General features: G+C 30.9%; 19 protein-coding genes. 15 read left to right on the top strand and 4 right to left on the bottom strand.

Translation table 11 applies throughout. The features are described from left to right. Nucleotides 1-12: 12 nt before the first annotated feature. Nucleotides 13-939 carry a DUF5655 domain-containing protein gene (locus tag IMX26_RS02730; protein WP_195160169.1) on the top strand — a complete coding sequence of 309 codons (927 nt, stop codon included), beginning with the start codon at nucleotides 13-15 and terminating at the stop codon, nucleotides 937-939. A 207-nt stretch (nucleotides 940-1,146) separates the two neighbouring features. Here the strand turns inward: IMX26_RS02730 and ilvE are convergent, their stop codons facing one another. After that, nucleotides 1,147-2,022, bottom strand: coding sequence for a branched-chain-amino-acid transaminase (ilvE, locus tag IMX26_RS02725; protein WP_195160168.1), 876 nt, complete (start codon nucleotides 2,020-2,022; stop codon nucleotides 1,147-1,149). Between the two features lie 201 nt (nucleotides 2,023-2,223). Between ilvE and IMX26_RS02720 the strand changes: the two genes are divergently transcribed. From IMX26_RS02720 to IMX26_RS02660, 13 genes are all read left to right on the top strand, one after another. After that, on the top strand, nucleotides 2,224-3,183 hold the full coding sequence (locus IMX26_RS02720) for an NAD(P)-dependent oxidoreductase (protein WP_195160167.1): 960 nt from the start codon (nucleotides 2,224-2,226) through the stop codon (nucleotides 3,181-3,183). 28 nt (nucleotides 3,184-3,211) lie between these two features. Then, nucleotides 3,212-3,901: a response regulator transcription factor gene (locus IMX26_RS02715; RefSeq protein ID WP_195160166.1), complete on the top strand. Its 690-nt coding sequence runs from the start codon at nucleotides 3,212-3,214 to the stop codon at nucleotides 3,899-3,901. Nucleotides 3,902-3,907: 6 nt separating this feature from the next. Then, a complete protein-coding gene (locus IMX26_RS02710) occupies nucleotides 3,908-5,680 on the top strand; it encodes an ATP-binding protein (protein ID WP_195160165.1) in 1,773 nt (590 codons plus the stop codon). A 113-nt stretch (nucleotides 5,681-5,793) separates the two neighbouring features. After that, entirely contained in the window at nucleotides 5,794-7,377 is a 1,584-nt protein-coding gene (locus IMX26_RS02705; RefSeq protein ID WP_195160164.1) for a phosphate ABC transporter substrate-binding protein, read from the top strand. Nucleotides 7,378-7,509: 132 nt separating this feature from the next. After that, a complete protein-coding gene (gene pstC, locus IMX26_RS02700; RefSeq protein ID WP_195160163.1) occupies nucleotides 7,510-8,379 on the top strand; it encodes a phosphate ABC transporter permease subunit PstC in 870 nt (289 codons plus the stop codon). After that, nucleotides 8,372-9,190 carry a phosphate ABC transporter permease PstA gene (gene pstA / locus IMX26_RS02695; protein WP_195160162.1) on the top strand — a complete coding sequence of 273 codons (819 nt, stop codon included), beginning with the start codon at nucleotides 8,372-8,374 and terminating at the stop codon, nucleotides 9,188-9,190. The genes pstC and pstA overlap by 8 nt, the downstream gene beginning before the upstream one ends. Before the next feature lie 2 nt (nucleotides 9,191-9,192). Further along, complete coding sequence (pstB, locus tag IMX26_RS02690) at nucleotides 9,193-9,951, top strand: phosphate ABC transporter ATP-binding protein PstB (protein ID WP_243259303.1); 759 nt, start codon at nucleotides 9,193-9,195, stop codon at nucleotides 9,949-9,951. A 15-nt stretch (nucleotides 9,952-9,966) separates the two neighbouring features. After that, the gene (gene phoU, locus IMX26_RS02685) at nucleotides 9,967-10,623 is read left to right on the top strand and encodes a phosphate signaling complex protein PhoU (protein ID WP_195160161.1); all 657 of its coding nucleotides are present in this window, start codon (nucleotides 9,967-9,969) and stop codon (nucleotides 10,621-10,623) included. 562 nt (nucleotides 10,624-11,185) lie between these two features. After that, a complete protein-coding gene (locus IMX26_RS02680) occupies nucleotides 11,186-11,626 on the top strand; it encodes an NfeD family protein (protein ID WP_195160160.1) in 441 nt (146 codons plus the stop codon). An 89-nt stretch (nucleotides 11,627-11,715) separates the two neighbouring features. Beyond that, nucleotides 11,716-12,720 carry an SPFH domain-containing protein gene (locus tag IMX26_RS02675; protein ID WP_243259302.1) on the top strand — a complete coding sequence of 335 codons (1,005 nt, stop codon included), beginning with the start codon at nucleotides 11,716-11,718 and terminating at the stop codon, nucleotides 12,718-12,720. Nucleotides 12,721-12,894: 174 nt separating this feature from the next. Then, nucleotides 12,895-13,626 (top strand): AAA family ATPase, encoded by a 732-nt coding sequence (locus IMX26_RS02670; RefSeq protein WP_195160159.1) that lies wholly within the window; start codon nucleotides 12,895-12,897, stop codon nucleotides 13,624-13,626. An 18-nt stretch (nucleotides 13,627-13,644) separates the two neighbouring features. Further along, the gene (locus IMX26_RS02665; RefSeq protein WP_195160158.1) at nucleotides 13,645-14,367 is read left to right on the top strand and encodes a hypothetical protein; all 723 of its coding nucleotides are present in this window, start codon (nucleotides 13,645-13,647) and stop codon (nucleotides 14,365-14,367) included. Nucleotides 14,368-14,939: 572 nt separating this feature from the next. Continuing rightward, on the top strand, nucleotides 14,940-15,827 hold the full coding sequence (locus IMX26_RS02660) for a tyrosine-type recombinase/integrase (RefSeq protein WP_195160157.1): 888 nt from the start codon (nucleotides 14,940-14,942) through the stop codon (nucleotides 15,825-15,827). 288 nt (nucleotides 15,828-16,115) lie between these two features. On the opposite strand, the gene IMX26_RS02655 is transcribed toward IMX26_RS02660, so the two are convergent. The 3 genes from IMX26_RS02655 to IMX26_RS02650 form a co-directional block, all read right to left on the bottom strand. Continuing rightward, a complete protein-coding gene (locus tag IMX26_RS02655) occupies nucleotides 16,116-17,423 on the bottom strand; it encodes a radical SAM protein (RefSeq protein WP_195160156.1) in 1,308 nt (435 codons plus the stop codon). 86 nt (nucleotides 17,424-17,509) lie between these two features. Next, a complete protein-coding gene (locus tag IMX26_RS18055) occupies nucleotides 17,510-17,641 on the bottom strand; it encodes a hypothetical protein (RefSeq protein ID WP_279324881.1) in 132 nt (43 codons plus the stop codon). Nucleotides 17,642-17,835: 194 nt separating this feature from the next. Continuing rightward, entirely contained in the window at nucleotides 17,836-19,173 is a 1,338-nt protein-coding gene (locus IMX26_RS02650; protein ID WP_195160155.1) for a radical SAM protein, read from the bottom strand. 567 nt (nucleotides 19,174-19,740) lie between these two features. Here IMX26_RS02650 and IMX26_RS02645 point away from each other — a divergent pair. Then, the gene (locus tag IMX26_RS02645) at nucleotides 19,741-20,469 is read left to right on the top strand and encodes an ATP-binding protein (RefSeq protein WP_195160154.1); all 729 of its coding nucleotides are present in this window, start codon (nucleotides 19,741-19,743) and stop codon (nucleotides 20,467-20,469) included. Nucleotides 20,470-20,478: the final 9 nt, after the last annotated feature.

Raw genomic sequence — 20,478 nt, 5'->3', positions numbered from 1 at the left:
AAAGGAGAACACATGGGAGAACTGAGTTTATTTAAAATTAATAATACTAATGCCAAAAAACTAGTGCCTAAATTTGTAGCTCTTGAAAAATCACTACAACATTTTATTGAAGATAATATGAGTGAATTTTTTGCTATTGAGTTTTTAGCATCTGAATACACTACAGGAAAAGTACACGGTGGTAGAATTGATTCTTTAGGTATTGATGAAAATAATGCCCCCGTTATATTGGAGTATAAAAGGACTAGTAATGAAAATGTTATTAATCAGGGTTTGTTTTATTTAGACTGGTTGCTTGACCATAAAGCAGAGTTTGAGTTATTAGTGCAAAGAAAAATAGGAAAAGAAGTATCTGAGAAAATAGACTGGAGCGGTGCAAGATTACTGTGTATTGCTGGAGATTTTAATAAGTATGATACATATGCAGTAAAGCAAATTAATAGAAATATTGAGTTAATTCGATACCGCAAGTATGAGGACTTAATACTCTTTGAATTAGTTAATGCAACACAGGCTAATAATAAAATTAGCTCTAGTAAAAAAAGTACATCACATAAAGTAAAATATAAAGATAAAACATTTGCAGAGCAGATGGAATGTTTAAATAATTCAATGAGTGATAGACTTGATTGTATTCGTGAGTTTATCCTTAACTTAGGTGATGATGTACAGGAAAAAGAGACTAAACTATATTTGGCATTTAAAAAGATTAAGAACTTTGCATGTGTAACACTATCACCAGGAGAGAACTTAATTTACTTGTATTTAAAACTAAATCCAGATGATTATTTAACTGATTTAAATAATTATAATGAATTACTACGTGATGTAAGACATATTGGACATTGGAGTACAGGTGATTTTGAAGTAAAACTTAAAAATAATGATGATTTTGAAATGTCAAAAAAGTACATTGAGAAGAGTTATGAGGTAAATTAAATTGACAGTCGAATATTGAATTTGCTCTCTACAAAGTAGATGGCTAGCCCAATGACTTAAAGATATAATATTAAACGAAAATTTGTCATAGCACATTCGAAAATACAAGATCTCATATTATTTTTAAAATAACTTTATTTCCGCGCCAGCACACCACAAAATAAGAGATCGCCTTACGGCGATCTCATTTATTTTACAGAATAATTATTATAATTTAGTACCATGATTAGCAACAAAATCTCTATATGTAGCATTAAGCTTTTTAGTAACACTACCAGGAGTTCCGTCGCCAATAACTCTTCCATCAATTTCAACTACAGGAATTACTTCTGCACCACTACCAGTTAAGAAACACTCATCAGCTACAAATAGGTCATAACGAGTAAGTACATCTTCTTTAACCTCATAACCTTGTTCACGAGCTAATTTTATAATTGTATCGCGAGTAATACCTGCTAAAATTCCTAAGTATTTTGGTGGGGTGATGATTACGTTATTTTTAAGGATAAATACGTTATCTGCAGTAGCCTCTGTTACATATCCTACAGAGTTAAGCATAATACCTTCGCCAGCACCGGCTAAGTTAGCTTCAATTTTACCCATAATATTATTTAAGTAGTTTAAACTCTTAACACTTGCATTAAACATGTTAACGCCATTTCTTTGAGTTGCAACTGTTACAACTTTTAAGCCCTTTTCGTATTTCTCGGCTGGATATAAAGCAATTTCATCACAAATGATAATAATGCTAGGCTTTTCACTTTTTCTTGGGTCTATTCCTAGGTTTCCTACACCACGTGTAATAACTGTTCTTATGTAAGCGTTTTGGTAACCACTTTTACGAGCAGTTTCTACGTGAATTTTAATCATTTCTTCACGATCCATACCAATGTCTAACAGAATTGCTTTGGCTGAATCATATAGTCTATCAATATGTTCCTCTAGTTTAAAAATTCTACCGTTATAGATTCTGATACCCTCAAAAATACCATCGCCATATAAAAGACCGTGATCATAAACTGATACTTTAGCCTCGTCTTTATTATAGAATTTACCATCAAGATAAATCACAGTTTGTGGCATAATAATAACCTCCTATATTTGTATATTTTACCGACTCTTTAATTCTATCATATAATTTTAGTTTTCAAAAGATACAGAAGTACTAGTTTTATATTGTACTAGCATTAGATTTTGCAATTGTATTAGCACAACTTGGAGTGAAACTTAGGTTTATTATTGCGCATAAAAAATAAAAGTGTTACTTTAATAAGGGGTGAGTTTATGTTTAAATTTGTGGCAACAGCACTACCAGATTTACCTGTAGCTGAAGATAGAATTTTAAAAACCACAGGCAATGAAGCTGAGTTACATATCATACCGTTGCCTTTTGAGAGCCTGCAAGATAAAACTAAAGAAAACTGGTTTAATACCTTAATTGAAGCCGATGCTATTTTAGTGCGCTCTGGTATTATAGACAAATACTTAATAGATCAATTAAAAAACTGCAAGGTAATTAGTTTGCATGGGGTTGGGGTAGATCAAGTTGATGTTAAATATTGTTATGAAAAAGGTATTAAAGTTACAAATGTGCCTGCTGGTAATGCTACTGCGGTAGCTGAGCTAACAATAGCGCTTATGTTAGACTCTTTAAGAAAAATTAGCTATGCAAATAAACAAATTAGCAGTAAAAATTGGGACTCAGCTAAATCTATTGGTAATGAGCTAGGTAACCAAAAGGTAGGCCTAATTGGTTTTGGAAACATTGGTTATAAAGTAGCACAGCTATGCAGGTGTTTTGGTTGTGAGATTAAGTATTTTGATAAATCAGCAAACAACACAGAGTTTGAGTTTTGCGATTTAAACAGCTTATTAGAATGGTCTAATATTATCTCTATCCATGTACCTTTAAACAACAATACCAGATCACTTATAGGTTATAAGGAACTGATAAAACTTGGTAACAATGGCATACTAATTAATGTAGCTAGAGGAGCTATAGTTAATGAGGAAGATCTAAAACGAATTTTAAGAGAAAATAAACTAAAATGGTTATGCTGTGATGTTTTTTGGGAAGAACCGCCTAACTTTAATAATGAAATATTTAATTATAATAATGTGACGTTTACACCCCATATAGGTGGCTCAACTTATGAATGTTTAGAAAACATAGCGTTAAGAGCAACTAAAGATATGTTAAGAGTTTGTAAAGAACAAGAGCCAGTTCATTTAGTTAAGGTATAATTATCCTAACTATTGAAAGGAGAAAATCATGAAAAATAAAATTTTAATTTGTGATGACGAACCTTCTATAAGACAATTGTTAAAATACAACCTTGTAAAAAGCAATTATGCAGTTTCGGAAGCTGTTAGTGCTGAAGAGGCTTTATTAAAGATAGATAAAGAGCATTTTGATTTACTAATCTTAGATATTATGTTGCCAGATATGGATGGACTAGAGCTATGTGGTATTATCCAGCAAAAATATGCTACCCCAATTATTTTTTTAAGTGCTAAAGACTCAGAAGTGGATAAAATAGTAGGTTTAGAATTGGGTGGAGATGATTATTTAAGTAAGCCATTTAGTGTAAGAGAGTTATTGGCAAGAGTAAAAGCTGTACTTAGAAGAGTTGAAACAAAACCCAAAAGTCGCATGAGACACTATAACTCTTTAGTAATAGGCCAGGTAGTAATTGATATAGATGGTAGAAGAGTATTAAAAAACAATAAAGAAATTACACTTACATCTTTAGAGTACGAGCTACTAGTTTTTTTGGCTAAAAATAAGGGCAAAGCATTACATCGTCATGAAATTATGGATAACGTGTGGGGTACTACTTTTGTAGGAGATACCCGTATTATTGATGTTCACGTAAGTCATTTAAGAGATAAATTAAACCTTGAAAAAGATATGGATGGTTATATTGAAACTGTACGAGGTATAGGATACAGATTAAGGTAATTGAGTATGGATAGATATTCTTTAAGAAAACAAGTTATTATTGTAACAACTGTAATTATAATAGCAATTGTTTTTTTGTATACCACTATTATCAGTAGTAACTTTAAAGACTATCATATTGAAAATCAAAAGTCTAAAATGAACAGCCAATGTAGGCTAATAGCTGATATTCTGCTTAGCAATAAAAATGATGTGGATTTAGAGACCTATACTGATGAAAAGATAAACTATTTATCATCAGTGACAAATGCCCGAATAACATTGGTAGATCACACTGGTTTAGTTATAGCCGATTCCGAGGTGCCTAATGTTAGGGCTTTAGATAACCATATTACTCGTAAAGAAATCAACGATGCAATATTAAAAGGTACTGGTGAGGCTTTAAGACATAGTAATACCTTAAAAACAGATATGTTATATTATGCATTTAAAGTAGCAACTCAAAATAATAAGATTTATTTTATAAGATTAGCAGTACCCTTAAGTGAAATAGACCAGCTATTAAATCAACAGATGATTAGTATTGTTTTAGTAACTTTAGTAGGGGTAATATTGCTTATTCTTTTAAACTCTATTTTGATTAAGCGATTAGTTAATCCTTTAGAATCTGTTAATGATGCCTTTAGTTTACTTGCAAAAGGAAAAACTGGTTTAGTACTTAATATAAAGCCCTCTAATATTGAGACAAAACAGCTAATCAAAGCCTTTAATAATATGTCGCTACAAATTAAAGAGAATATTGATAACATAGAAAACAGAGAGATGGAACTTACTACTTTAATTACATCTATGGCTAATGGATTATTATATATAAATGAAAAAGGCTACACTAAAATTATTAATCCTGCAGCACGTAAATTATTATCTTATACTGGTACATCAAATGCCGAATATGTAACAGTAATAAGAAATACTAAACTTATAAATATTGTTGAACAAGCTCTTGCAGATAAACAAGCTAGCCATAATGAAATAATGTTGCAGTTAAAAACAGGTAGTCATATAATTCAGCTTATGACTGTTCCATTATACACTCATAACAATACAGATTTTAGAGGAATAATGTTACTAATGCATGATATTACAGCAATAAGACACATTGAGCAAACTAGAAAAGATTTAATTGCTAATGTATCACATGATTTAAGAACACCAATAACCTCAATTGCTGGTTTTGTTGAAACAATTTTGCATATGGATGAAGACGATGAAAATATAAAAGAGTTTTTATCAATAATATATAAAGAAACAGAGCGGCTTAAAAAGCTAATTGATGACTTGTTAGAATTAGCTAAGCTAGAGGCAGGTCAGCTAAATATAACACTTAGTGAGGTAAGTATAGAACAAGTTATTACTAATGTTTTAACTAGATATAGTTCTAGAGCAAAACAAAAGAATATTATAATTGATAATAAAGTTAAAAACACTAGCTCTATTAAAGCTGATTTTTTTAGAGTAGAGCAAATACTCGATAACGTTATAAGCAATGCTTTAAAATATACCCCTAATAATGGAGTAATAACTATCTCTACTAGCTATGATAAAGACTATTTAAGTTTAAAAGTACTTGATTCTGGTTATGGCATTGATAGCAGTAAGTTAAATAGAATAACAGAGCAATTTTACCGAACAGACCGGGGTAGAACACGAGACAGTGGTGGACATGGTTTGGGCTTGGCCATTGTTAAAAACCTGATTGAAGCTCAAAATGGCGAGTTAATTATTAATAGTGAATTAGGCCACGGAACGGAAGTTATCTTAAAGTTTATGTTGTTATAGTAAATAAGTATCTTTACAATGTCTTAACTTTTAATTAACACTATCTACATCAAAGTAGATAGTGTTTTTGTTACTTTAAAGCTGTACTTAAAAAGTATCTAGGAGGAATCACATTGAAAAGAATTTTTAACTTGGTTTTAATAATTGTAAGTATTTTAGTAATTTTTGCTGGTTGCACAAATAATGCAGCAACACCGGCTAATGAAAATCCACCTAATAATAATGAGTTAAGCGGAACATTAACTACCGCTGGGTCAACGTCTGTTCAGCCATTTTCGGACTTATTAAAAGAGGCATTTGAAAAACACCATGCTAATGTCACTGTTAATGTACAGGGTGGCGGTTCATCTGCTGGAGGTACAGCTGCTATAAGTGGTGCTGCAGGCATTGGTGCTTTGTCTCGTGAGCTAAAGAGTAAAGAGCTGAACAGTGGCCTTAAGCCTATTGTTATTGCTAAAGATGGCATAGCCATTGTTACCCATGAGTCTAACAGTGTAAACGATTTAACAATAGCACAAATAGCTAGTATTTTTACTGGTGAAGTGAAAAGCTGGAAAGATCTTGGCGGAGCAGATAAGCCCATTAATGCAATTAATCGTGAAGCCAGCTCTGGAACAAGAGGGGCTTTTAAGGACATTGTATTAGGTAAAGAAAATGATTTTGAATCTACCTTAGTAACCCAAGGCTCTACTGGCGCTGTTAAAGCTGCTGTTAAAGCCGACCCCAATGCCATTGGTTATATATCCTTAGCTTCCATAGATTCAACTGTTAAAGCAGTTAAGGTTAATGGGATAGAGGCAACTATAGAAAATATTGTAAGTGGTTCATATCCTGTATCGCGCCCCTTTAATTATGCTACAAATGGTACCCCCAAGGGTTTAGCTAAAGAGTTTATTGATTTTGCTTTATCTCAAGAGGGTCAATTTTTAGCTGAAACACTTGGCCTTATTCCGGTTAATAAAGTTACTGGAACGTTAACCATTGCTGGTTCTACATCAGTTCAGCCTTTGTCGGACTTACTAAAAGAAAAATTTGAAAAAATTCACCCCAATATTACTGTTAATGTACAGGGAGGTGGCTCGTCAGCTGGTGGTACAGCAGCCTTAAGTGGTGCAGCTGATATTGGTGCTTTATCACGTGAAATGAAAGGCAAAGAGCTAGAAGACGGATTAGTACCTGTAGTCATTGCAAAAGATGGAATTGCAATAGTGGTTCATAAAAATAATAGCATTAAACAATTAACTATAGAGCAAATCTCCGGGATATTTACAGGTGAAATAAAAAATTGGAATGAACTTGGTGGGGCAGATAAACCTATTAATGCAATTAATCGTGAAGCCAGCTCCGGAACAAGGGGGGCTTTTAAGGACATTGTATTAGGTAAAGAAAATGACTTTGATTCATCTTTAGTAACTCAAGGCTCTACGGGGGCTGTTAAAGCCGCTGTGCAAAATGATGAAAATGCTATTGGTTATATATCTTTAGGTTCTCTAGATAAAAATGTAAAGGCTGTTATAGTTGAAAATGCAGAGGCTACGGTTGCCAATATCTTAAAAGAGACTTACCCAGTAGCTCGTCCTTTTAACTATGCCACAAAAGGTAATGCCAAAGGCCTTGCTAAGTGGTTTATAGAGTTTACATTGAGTGATAAGGGGCAAGAATTGTGTGAAAAAGCCAAAGTAATTGCAGTTAAATAATAATTATCTTAAATTTAATTACCTTATAAATGGCAGTTAAAGTAATTACTTTAACTGCCTAACACTAATTAACGAAATGCTAATTATAAAGACCATATTAAATAAAAGATTTTACTATAGGGGAGTTTCCTCATGAATAAGAAAGAAAAGTTTATAAAAATAATATTATTGGCATGTGCCTCTTTGTCGGCAATTGCCGTAGTAGCTATAACCGTTTCTATTGTCGCAGCAGGGTGGAGAATATTTACAGAGTATGGTGTAGTAAAGTTCTTGTTTGGAACCCAGTGGTCACCAGATTCAGATATTATAAAGCTGGGTATCTTAAAAATGATTGTGGGTACGGGGGCAGTAACAATATGCGCCTTAATAATTGGAGGACCAATTGCCGTATTAAGTGCAATTTATCTGGCTGAGATTAGCCCTAAGAGGTTAGCTACTATTTTTCAGTGCTTTGTTGATCTTTTAGCAGGTATTCCTTCTGTTATATATGGCTTTTGGGGACTGGTAGTATTAGTTCCTGCAATAAGAAAGTATTTAGGTAGTCAACAGGGATATAGCGTTTTGGCAGGAGGAATAGTTTTAGCAATAATGATACTTCCAACTGTTGTAAGAATATCTACTGATGCTTTAAGGGCAGTTCCTAAGGAATTTAGAGATGGATCATATGCTTTAGGTGCAGATAAATGGTATACCATTTTTAAGGTTGTGATGCCAGCAGCATCTCCTGGTATAATTACAGCTCTCATACTAGGCTTTGGAAGAGCTATTGGTGAAACAATGGCAGTTTTAATGGTTACAGGTAATGCCAAGGTTTTTCCAACCTCATTGTTAGAACCTGTTAGAACTATAACGGGAAATATAGCCCTTGAAATTGGTTACTCATGGGGTTTACACCGTCAGGCATTGTTTGCCTGTGGGGCAGTACTAATGATGATTATTATTTTTGTTAATATAGTGATTAACAAAATTATGAAAAAGGTAGCTGGTGTTTACTATGAATAAAATAAAAATATGGGATGTAATAACTTGGGTTTGTATTCTTTTAGTTATGGCGACACTCTTTTTAGTAATTGCACATGTATTAAAAAGTGGATTAGAATACGTTAACTATAAATTTATAAGTGAAAAAGCAATAGATGCGGGCAGAAGTGGTGGCATAAGCAATGTTATTATGGCAACTGTTTATTTAACATTAACATCTTTATTAATAGCAGTACCTATCAGTATTGCAGCGGCAATTTATCTACAGGAGTATGCTACTAAAGGACGTTTATTGAGACTTTTAGTAAGTGGTATTGAAACCCTTGCAGGGGTACCCTCTATAGTATTTGGTTTATTCGGTTTTAATGTGTTTGTTACCCTATTTGGATGGTCATGGAGCTTATTATCAGGCTCTGCTACCTTGGCATTAATGGCCTTACCAATATTAACACGTACCATTATGGAGTCTATAAGAGCAGTGCCAAATTCATACAGAGATGCAAGTTTAGCTTTAGGCGCTAGTAAGTGGACAACAATAGTTAAAGTAGTTGTTCCAGCTGCCTTATCTGGCATTATAACGGGTGTAATTTTAGCTATGGGAAGAATTATAGGAGAAACAGCAGCGGTGTTTTTAACGTTTGGTTCAACCCTAAATTCAGTATCGGCTATCTTTGACTCAGGAAGAACAATGCCAGTACATGTATATATCTTATCTTCTGAAAGTGTATCTATTGAAAATGCTTATGCTACGGCAACTGTTTTACTAATTATAATAGTAGCACTTAATGGTTTTGCTTATCTATTTCAAAGCTTAGCGAAAAGAAGAGGTTAATTATGAATAAAACACAAATTAAAATAAGAGATTTAAACTTTTACTATGGAGAGTTTCAAGCATTACAAAACATAAATGCAGATATTGAATCAAAAACTGTTACCGCTTTAATTGGCCCTTCGGGCTGTGGTAAATCAACATTTTTAAGATGTATAAACAGAATGAATGATACCAAAGAGAATAGTAGGGTACAGGGTTTAATAGAAGTAAATGGCATTGACATATACAAAGATTCTTTAGATGTAACTAAGCTGCGTAAACAAATTGGCATGGTATTTCAAAAACCAAATCCATTTCCTATGAGTATTTATGATAATGTAGCTTATGGACCTAGAGTGCATGGTATAAAAAGTAAAAGCAAGTTGAATGAATTTGTTCAATTAAGCCTACAGCAAGCCCATTTATGGGATGAAGTTAAAGATAGATTATATAAAAACGCAATTGGATTATCTGGTGGCCAGCAACAAAGGTTAGTGATAGCCCGTAGTTTAGCTGTTGAACCTCAAATACTATTAATGGATGAACCAACTTCTGCACTAGACCCAATTGCAACAGCAAAATTAGAAGATTTAATTCAAAAATTAGCAAAGAATTACACTGTTATTATAGTTACCCATAATATGCAGCAGGCTGCTAGAGTATCTTCTAAAACTGCATTTTTCCTTAATGGTTATATGGTTGAAATGAACAATACCAGTAAAATATTTACTTCACCCCAAGATCAACGAACTGAAGACTATATTACAGGTAGATTTGGTTAGAAAGGTGGTTATAAAATGACAAGAGATGTTTTTCACGAAAAACTTAAGCAGTTATTTCTAAGGCTTTTAAAAATGGGAACATTAGTAGAGGAAACTATTCAGCAATCTGTTAATGCTTTAGCTAGTTTAGATATAGATTTAGCCCAAAAAATAATAGCCAATGATGATAATATAGATAATTTAGAAACACAGTTAGAGCAAGAATGTTTAACACTACTGGCAACCCAACAACCATTAGCAAAAGATTTAAGGTTAATTGGAGCCACACTAAAAGTCATTACCGACTTAGAGAGAATAGCTGATCATGCTGTAGATATTAGTAGGGTAACTATTAATTTAAAAGGGCAAAAATTAGTAAAGCCACTTATTGACATTCCGCGTATGGCTGGTATGGCTATAGAAATGTTACATGATTCACTAACTGCTTTAATTGAGGAAGATGTAGATTTAGCCAAAAAAATTGGCAAAAAAGATGATTTTATAGATGATTTAAATAAACAAATTTTTAGAGAGTTATTGCTTTTAATGATGAGTAATCCTACAATTATAGAACAAGCAACTCAGCTTCAGCTCGTGTCACTTTATTTAGAAAGAATAGGGGATCATGCTACTAACATAGCAGAATGGGTATATTATATTAGTACCGGAGAAAAACCACCCTCAAAGTGGTAATATAGGATATAATTTAAAGAAAGCACTGAGCACTTGATGTTAATCTAAAAGACTATGCAGTGAATCTTAAAATAGAAAATAACACAAGTGCTCAGACAGGACAGCTATTATATATGTTATTTTTCATAAATGAAAAATAACTTTTTTTATGTAGTTAAGAAATTACGAAATTATTCAAATGTCTTCTTTAATGCACATCTAATATAACATCCTATTATTATTATGTCAATATAATAAATAAAAAATATTAAAACCTTATCTAACTATATATATTGACTTGAATACCTTTGAGTGTTAGCATGAGTGTTGATAATCTATAAATTAGTAAGTGGGATATATTAATCAATATTTTCATTATTATACTAGATGTTGAGATTACTATAAAAAGACATATCGCAAAACATTAAAAAGAAAATCAATTTTTTTGTAAAAAATGCTTTATAATATGTTTTAGATTGTTTAATAAGGGGTATATAATCATCGTATGAGTAATTAATGATAACAAAGACCGTATTGGTTATTTGTGCGCATTATATATAATCTACTTAAGGAGTGATATAATATGCCTTTTGAGCCATGGCTATTTTGGTTAGTTTTAGCAATTGTAATGCTTGTGGGTGAATTTATAACCGTTGGATTCTTTTTAATAACTATAGCAGCTGGCTCTATTTTAGCAATGTTAGTAGCGCTAGTAACTCCAATTATTTGGATTCAAGTAGCGGCTTTCTTATTATCTTCAGTGTTATTTTTCTTTACACTAAAACCATTTATGCAAGGGTTATTTCCTGTTCAAACAGAGGCCCATACAGCCGTAAATCGAGTAATTGGCAAAAATGCCTTAGTAATTATTGATATTGATAACATGCATAGCAAGGGTCAAGTTAAAGTAGACGGAGATATTTGGAGTGCTCGTAGCTTAAATGGCGAAGTTATTAATAAAAATGCTATTGTTGTTATTAGAAGAGTTGAAGGAGTAAAGGTTATTGTAGAGCTTTTACAATAACTTAATGTGTAGTGTAATTTTAGCGTCTACTTTTATATAAACATGGTAAACGTTGAATAACATATAATTAATCAAAAGGGGAGTTATACGTGTTAGGTTTTATAGCTGCAAATGGTCTTATAGGTTCAATTGTTGGTGTGATTTTTGTTTTAGTGATTTTAAGTATTTTAGGCGGAAGTATTAAAATAGTTCGCCAATCAGAAGAAGGCATAGTTGAAAGACTTGGTAAGTTTCATAAAAATATGGGTAGTGGACTTAACTTTTTAGTTCCATTTATTGATAGAATGAGAGCTAGGTTAGATATGCGTGAGAAGGTTATTGACTTTCCACCCCAGCCTGTAATTACCAAAGATAATGTAACAATGCAAATTGATACAGTTGTATATTTTCAAATTACAGATTCAGTAAAGTATATTTATGAAATTTCTAACCCAATTTCTGCTATTGAGAATTTAACTGCTACAACATTACGTAATATTATTGGTGAACTTGACTTAGATGAAACACTAACATCTCGTGACATTGTTAATACAAAGTTACGTGCAATCTTAGATGAAGCTACCGATAAATGGGGTATTAAAGTTAATAGAGTTGAACTTAAAAACATTATGCCTCCTCGTGATATTCAAGAAGCTATGGAAAAACAGATGCGTGCTGAACGTGAACGTCGTGAAACTATTTTACGTGCTGAAGGTGAACGCGAGTCTTCTATTCAAAGAGCTGAAGGTCAAAAACGAGCTGCTATCTTAAAAGCAGAAGGTCAAAGAGAGCAACAAATATTACATGCTCAAGCCGAAAGAGAAAAGCGTATTCTTGAGGCATCTGGTCAAGCTGAAGCTATTATAAAGGTTAAAGAAGCGCAAGCAAAAGCTATTAAATTAATTAATGAAGCTAATCCTAGCAAAGAGTACCTAGCTTTAGAATCATTTAAGTCTATGGTTGCATTAGGTGAAGGTAAAGCAACAAAAATATTTATGCCTAGTGAACTAGCAAGTGTTTACAGCTATGTAGCTGGGTTGGGTGAAGTCTTAAAAAAAGATAACTCAAAGGCAAGCGTAGTTGAACAGTTAGTTGAAAATTTAGAAGAGAAATAAACAAATCTATAAAGAGGAGCCAAAAATTTGGTTCCTCTTTTTTAATAAACATTACTAAAAACAATAATATAACACATACTCCTAAATAAAACAAAAAAGAATATGTGTTATATTATTGTTTATTTTCTCTTTTTGACTTAAAATTAAAAAGGAAGGTAATTACTCGGTGATTTTATGGATAACATATTTTTAAAAGGCATAGAACTAAAGAAAGAAATAATACGTGATTATAGTACATATCCATTTAGCTTATCTGCAGTTAAGAATTTAAATTATTTAAATACTAATAATTCAGTGACATTTATTATAGGCGATAATGGATCAGGAAAGTCTACTTTATTAGAGGCTATTGCTATAGTGTGTGGTTTTAATGCTGAAGGAGGATCTAAAAATTTTAGATTTTCTACCTTTAGTAGTCATTCGAATCTACATAAATATTTGCGCTTAGTAAAGAGTACCAATTTTGCTAAGGATGGGTATTTTTTTAGAGCGGAGAGCTTTTACAATTTGGCTACAGAAATAGAGCGAGTAGATACTGATTTATTAGCTGCATATGGAGGTAAATCATTACACTCACAGTCTCATGGAGAGAGTTTCTTGGCATTAATGCATAATAGATTATTCGGTAATGGTATATATATATTTGATGAGCCGGAATCTGCCTTATCTCCAACAGGCCAAATGGCTTTACTGCGTATTATTCACAAGTTAGTTAAAAAGAACTCCCAACTCATTATAGCAACTCATTCACCAATTATTATGGCTTACCCCAATGCAACCTTATATGAAATTGACGAAGAAGGAATTTATGAAAAAAGCTACCAGGATACCGAACACTATAATATAACTAGGTATTTTTTAAATAACCCAAAAAGAATGCTTAAAGAGTTAGAAATCACTAATTAATAAGATAGGGGAGATACAATGAGAATTGATAGCAATAACCCCAATATAATATTAGAGTTTAAACAAGCTAATTCTCATAAAACCAGTGTAGTAAATAAACCACTTCAACAAATGGATTATGATAACAATATAAAAAGTTTTGATAGCCATAATAAAAACAGTTTTTACACTTATTATAGTAATTATGGTTATGAACTTAATGAAGCATTTTTTAATGATGCAAGTCTAAGTATAGCAAATTTTACAGAAAGATATTTTTTAATTAAAGATAGACTCTTAAACAGTACTAGCTCAAACAAAGATACTCAATTATCAGCCCTAGAAAAGGCTTATGATAACTCAATCTCAAATAAGGCCACGGCTTTAGCTAATCACCTAAAAACAATTGGTTTTTCGCATTCCAACAGAGTTTATAACGAATACAAAAAACTGCACAATAAAGTAGACTCAAGAACTATAGCTAATTTTCATAGCAGAATAATTAACATGTTTAAAAGTGCAAAATTACATAAACTAGAATATAAAGACTTAACAAATCTACCAGAGAGTAGAGACTCTATTAAATATGCAGATCTTTCAAAGATTAGTAACATAGTAAAAGACATTAACAATTATATAAGCAAACGTCATTACGGACTTAAGAATGAAACCCTTCTTAAAAACTCACTTATTAAAAAAATTAACGACTACGATTTTGGTGATTACCTCAATAGTGTTTTTAGATATGTTATTGATAAGTAATAAAATCAATATAATCTTTCTCTTTCCTTTTTTATCATTTTACGAAGTAAATTCATTTTCTCTTTTACTTGTTTTAATCTTGAGCAATGAAACTCATTTACTGGCGAGTAAATTACATAAAATCATTAAATCAGGTGTACGAGCTTCAAATTTAGCGTTTATAGCTGTTTAAGCCTATTAATAATATAATTACAGTCGTTTTAATATTAAATGATTTTTGAGTGTAATTTTAAATGCATTTTTTTAAATGAAAAGCTGATAATTAGTCATATCTATTATATAAGGTAATTATCTAACAATAAGATATATACAGATAGATATTGTTATTTACTTCAATATTGACATAATACAAATGCTAAGTTTATTTAAGTTATATAATCAGATATAAACTATTTGTACTAATATAATATTAATTATGTAATTTATAGTGCTTTAATTGCTATATTATATTATCATTACCAATATTAATCTCTAAATGATTATAAATTCACTGATTTTATTGCTTTTTAGGCTGTTTTGAGGTATAATTTACTTCGTAAAATATTTATTTTACGAAGTAAGGGGGTTTTACTGTGAAAATAAGTGACTTAAGCGATGAATATATAGCCTACCTGGAGTCAGTACTTAATTATTCACCACTAACAATTAAAAACTACATCTCGGATTTAAGTATCTTTAATGATTATATGCACGATGAGCTAAATGTAAATTCCATTAAAGACATAACGGATATACATATTATTAAATTTGTTGGATTTACTAAAAAAATACTAAATAATTCTCCATATGCAACTGCTAGAAAATTAAGGTGTTTAAAGGCATATTTTAGGTATGCACTAGAGAGACATTATTTGGATAAATCACCAGCTGAGCGCATAAGAGAACCAAAAATCGAAAAGCGTTTGCCTATCTATTTAACTCTCGAAGAGTCTCAAATATTGTTAAGGGTTATTGGTGGTAAATTTAAAGAACGAGACTATGCCATGACTATGATTTTTATTTTTTGTGGTTTACGTGTTAGTGAGCTTGCAAATATTAATTTGGAGAATATAAATCTTCATGATGGCTTTATAAACGTTATAGGTAAAGGTAATAAAGAGCGTTTAGTTCCTATAAATGAGTTAGTAATAGCTGCTATTAAGCAGTACCTTACAGTACGACCAGCAGTATCAACTACTGCCCTATTTCTATCAGTAAGAAAAACTCGAATCTCCGTAAGGGCGATTCAATTAATTATAAAAAAATATGCCGAATTAAGTGGTGTGTCAAAAAAAATATCGCCTCATAAGTTAAGACATACCTGTGCTACTTTATTATATAATGAAGGTTCTTTACTAGAGCTTAAAGAGTTTTTAGGACATAATTCTGTTGTCACTACACAGATATATGCTCATACTAATGCAGATCAAATTAAAAAACTAGCAGCCAGTAATCCTCTTATTGATAAATTGAGAAAATAAGTATTGAATACTCTTTATATCATATCAAATAAACAACCTATATTTGATTTGTGTCCGTTAAATATTTATAAAATAGTAATATAAGGAAATACAACTTGTTATATACATGGTAATTAAGTAAATAACATATAGCATGATTGCCAAAATATTGCTGTAATTATATGTTATAAAGCAGCAATATCAATTTATATTAATAAATAATCACTTATAAGTTTTTATAAGTGATTATTTCTATATTTACTATATTTATGGCTATAATAAATATTTCCTATTTAAAAAAGATAGAAGTTAATTTTTAGCTTCGGCTGATCTGGCACATTCAACAAGATACTGCTCTAAATTATACATATACTCTGAACAAGAATGTTTGTTGTTTTTAATACGTATATTAGGACAGCCTCCCATACATATTGGCAAGAGCTTGCACTTACTACAAGTTGGGTCGTCTGGTGCTATATAAGTTAAGTATTTGTTAAATAATACTTTATTATATTTTTCTGTCGTTTTTTTACCATTAATATGTCCTACAGCATATTCCTTAATGCCTATATCATTCCAACATTTATATAACAAACCATCCGGTGCTATCACAAAAGAACTAATGCAATCTGCTCCACAGGAGTTAGCATAAAGCCTTGGATATCTGTGAGTAATATTTTCATTAAACCCTCGTTTTATTAGTTTCATTTCATTAACAAAATTGAGCTTTGAAGATCCTTTTCTAGTAAAACACTTACTATGTTCGTAACAGTCATTTATGGTATCTACAAATCCTAAGTAAACCCCTACTCTTCCTTTAAGATTATGTTGCTCTAAAATATCTAATAGTTCATCTGTTTTATGGGCATTCTCTTTATCTGTATTAATTCTAATAGTTATAGCTAATATATCAGCACAATCTTTAACATTATTAATGATAGTGTTAAAGGTTTCTGATCCATCAGCAAGTGGTCTACGAGAATTATGAATGTCTTCAGTTCCATCTAGCGTAACCTGGGCAGAGCTAACATTAAGCTCTTTAAGCTTAATGGCTGTTGTTTTGGTGAGATTATATCCATTTGTTATAATAACTGACGAATAGCGTACATTATTATCCTTACATAGGCTTTTAATTTTAGTACTTAATGTCTCTATAACATCTAATGCTAATAACGGCTCTCCCCCGTACCATGTTACAGATAAGTAGTTTAAACTATTTGCTTGATTCTTAATAAAGTTATAGACTTGATCTTGCGTTTCTTTAGTCATAAAAGTATTGTGTAAGCTATTTTTTTCATAACAGTATATACACCTAAAGTTACAATCTAAAGTAGGAGCTATAGTTAATCCCAAACCATTTGTGTTAAATCTGGCAGATAAAAGCTTTAACTTTATTAAATCAAGTTCATCTATATCTTTAGCTATTACAAAACCGCCTTTTTTTAAGTTTTCTTGTAGTTCTAAATCTGTTATATTTGCTAAGTTACTATTATCTTTAAGGAATTGTAAATTATCATTTTCTATAAATGCTAATGCATTAGTTCTCGAATTATATATAAGGGTTTCACTACTGTTTTCAGATAGAGTGTAAAAAAAATTATACTTAGATAACTTCATAATATCCTCCTTTAACTAATTCTACTTAACTGTTAAAGGGTCCATTACAAAAATGGACCCTTTAGTGTGAGATTAACTAGTTTCACTTACATAGCCTTTAGTAAAGGTCTACATACTTTAGGAACACACAAAAAGGCTTTGTCATCACAGTATAAATACTCACAATACCTTGTACACTCTGTATCAGCGTTTTCACTTGCATTAAAGATAAATCTCATTTTAACACCCCCTTTGAGTTTGTTTCTCTTAAAATTAATTTTAAGACTTGAATCACTTTTTTAGTGACTCAAAAATGCTATTTCCAATATCATTCTTTATAAATATTTTTTTTGGTTATATAATATTTAATATTAAAAAACAACTACAGAGCCAAGTGTAGTTGTTTTTATATAGTAAAACTTAATAATGTAACTTATGACTTGGTGGCTGCTGCTTCATTAATTTCGGATTCTCTTTTTTTAATAATATATTTGGCAGTATCTTTTAAATATTCTTCGAGACTATACTTATATTCACTACATTTTTTGTCATTTTTGCTTATTTTATGGTAAGGGCAACCTCCCATACAAATAGGCAGTAACTTACACTCAGAACAGACTTCGTCATCAACAGGCATATGTAACATATATTTGTTATATAAAGCTAAGTTAAATTCTTCATCAGTGTCTAAAATACTATCTACAACAGCATCTCTATCTCCTATTTCGTTATAACACTTATAAATATATCCTTTGGGACCCACTACAAAGGCCCCATCATTATCAGCTCCACAATAATTAGCATATAAACGTGGGTATTTATATTCAGAACTCTGAACAAATCCTTTTTCAACTAATTTTTTCTCAGCACTATAGTTTAACTTAGAAAATCCCTCACGAGATAAACATTTATCGTCTGCATAACACTCATTAATGCTATCTACAAAACCTAAATATACATGAACTCTCTTATGTAGATTATAGCTAATTAAGGTATCTAGTAATGCGTCTAATTTATCAATATTAGACTTATCTGTATTAACACGTACAGATATCTTCATAATATCAGCAGTATCATTAATATTTTGAATAATTGTATCAAATGTTTCTCTTCCATTAACCAAAGGTCTTCTTTTATTATGTATTTCTTCTGTGCCATCTAGCGTAATTTGTGCGTGTTCAACTTTAAGGTCTTTTAATTTTTGAGCTACTTCTTTAGTAAAACTATAGCCATTTGTTATAATACCGGCATTATAATGAACATTATTTTCTTCACACATTTTAATGATTTCTTTACTTAAGTATTCTATAGTATCTAATGCAAGTAACGGCTCTCCTCCATACCAAGTGATACCTAAATTAGATATTATTTCTATACGCTTTTTAATAAACTCTAACATAGCTTGAATAACTTCTTCTGTCATGTAAGAGCTATTTAAATTCTCTTTTTCATAACAATAGATACATTTAAAATTACATGCCAAAGTAGGTGCTATAGTTAAACCTAAACTATCATTATTGAATCTTGCTTTTAACATTTTAATTTTAATTAAATCAAGCTCATTTACATTTGAATCAAGTAGAAATCCACCATGTAACAGATTTTTTCTTAATTCTTTGTCTTCTACAACAATATTATCTGATTCACCACTTAAATACTTAAAATTATCATTCTCAATAAGTGCCAAGGCGTTAGTTCTAGAGTTATAAATAAGAGTTTCTTCAGTATTTTCATTTAATTTATAATGAAAATTGTATTTAGATAGTTTCATTTTTACCTCCACTTAATTTAATAGTGTTGTTTAACATATTTATTTAATAATAGTAAAATGGTTATTATTACTATTATTAGTATAAATATATCATACACTATGATCAAAATTATGTCGATATATGTGGTTATTTATCAATATTTAGTAATATTCATATTTCTTTAATAATTTGTTAAATGAAGTTCTCTATAAATAAAAAAAAAAAGCATTTATACTTTACTTATAAGTTTTTAGTTGCAAAAAAAAAACCTTGTTTACTTAAACAAGGTCGGTTTAAATATTGTCTGTAACTATTTTACTGAGTATTAGGTAACTCTAGTTAACAAATTCACAAAATCTTGCATATGGATCGCAACAGTATTGTCTCTCTTTTGCTTTTTTTGTGTTTACTAAAAATAACATAAAATACACCTCCTAATCACCATTTTGTCTATTTTTATTATACCAATTTATGGTATACAACTGTGTCGATTTTTGTATAATACTTATGATTTATATGGTCTGGATTTTTTTTATAGATAACCTCGATTTAGTGTTATAATGATAAAAAAGTTTTAAGGACGAACTATGAGTAAAAAACTAAGCAAAGATTTATTGATTAAAGTAAAAAGAGCCATTGGTGACTTCAATATGATAAAAGATGGTGATAAACTAGCTGTAGCAGTGTCGGGAGGAAAAGATAGCCTTACCTGTTTGTATGCTCTAAAAGAGTTACAAGCTATTTTGCCAATTAAGTATAATTTACATGCAATTATTATCGATTTAGGTTGGTCTACTAAACAGGCAGATTGGAGCAATATTATAGAGTTTTGCAAAACTAATAATATTGTGTTACACATTGAAAAAACAGATATTGCAAAAATTGTTTTTGATCATCGTCAAGAAAGTAATCCTTGCTCTTTATGTTCACGTATGAGAAATGGTGCTTTAATGAATGTTGCTAGTAGAGAAGGTTTTAATGTTATGGCACTTGGTCATCACCTTGATGATGCAGTTGAAACTCTTTTGATGAGCATGTTTTTTTCCGGCAAAATTGATTGTTTTTACCCATCTGCTTATTTAGATAGACAGAAAATTACAATGGTTCGACCACTTGTGTATATAAGAGAAAATGTAACTTTAACATTATCTAAGAACTTGAATTTACCAGTAACAAGCCAAAAATTTTGCCCTGCTGACGGTTTTACAAAACGTCAGTATATTAAAAATCTTTTATTACAACAAGCTGAATATGATTCACATATTCCTTTAAGAATTTTTGCTGCTTTAAAGTCTTTTTGGAATAAGAGATACTAATAAATTATT

It is taken from the genome of Clostridium sp. 'deep sea', from assembly GCF_014931565.1.
Classification (GTDB): domain Bacteria; phylum Bacillota; class UBA994; order PWPR01; family PWPR01.
The sequence above is the reverse complement of the archived record's forward strand: the minus strand, read 5'-3'. Positions and strand labels throughout refer to the sequence as shown.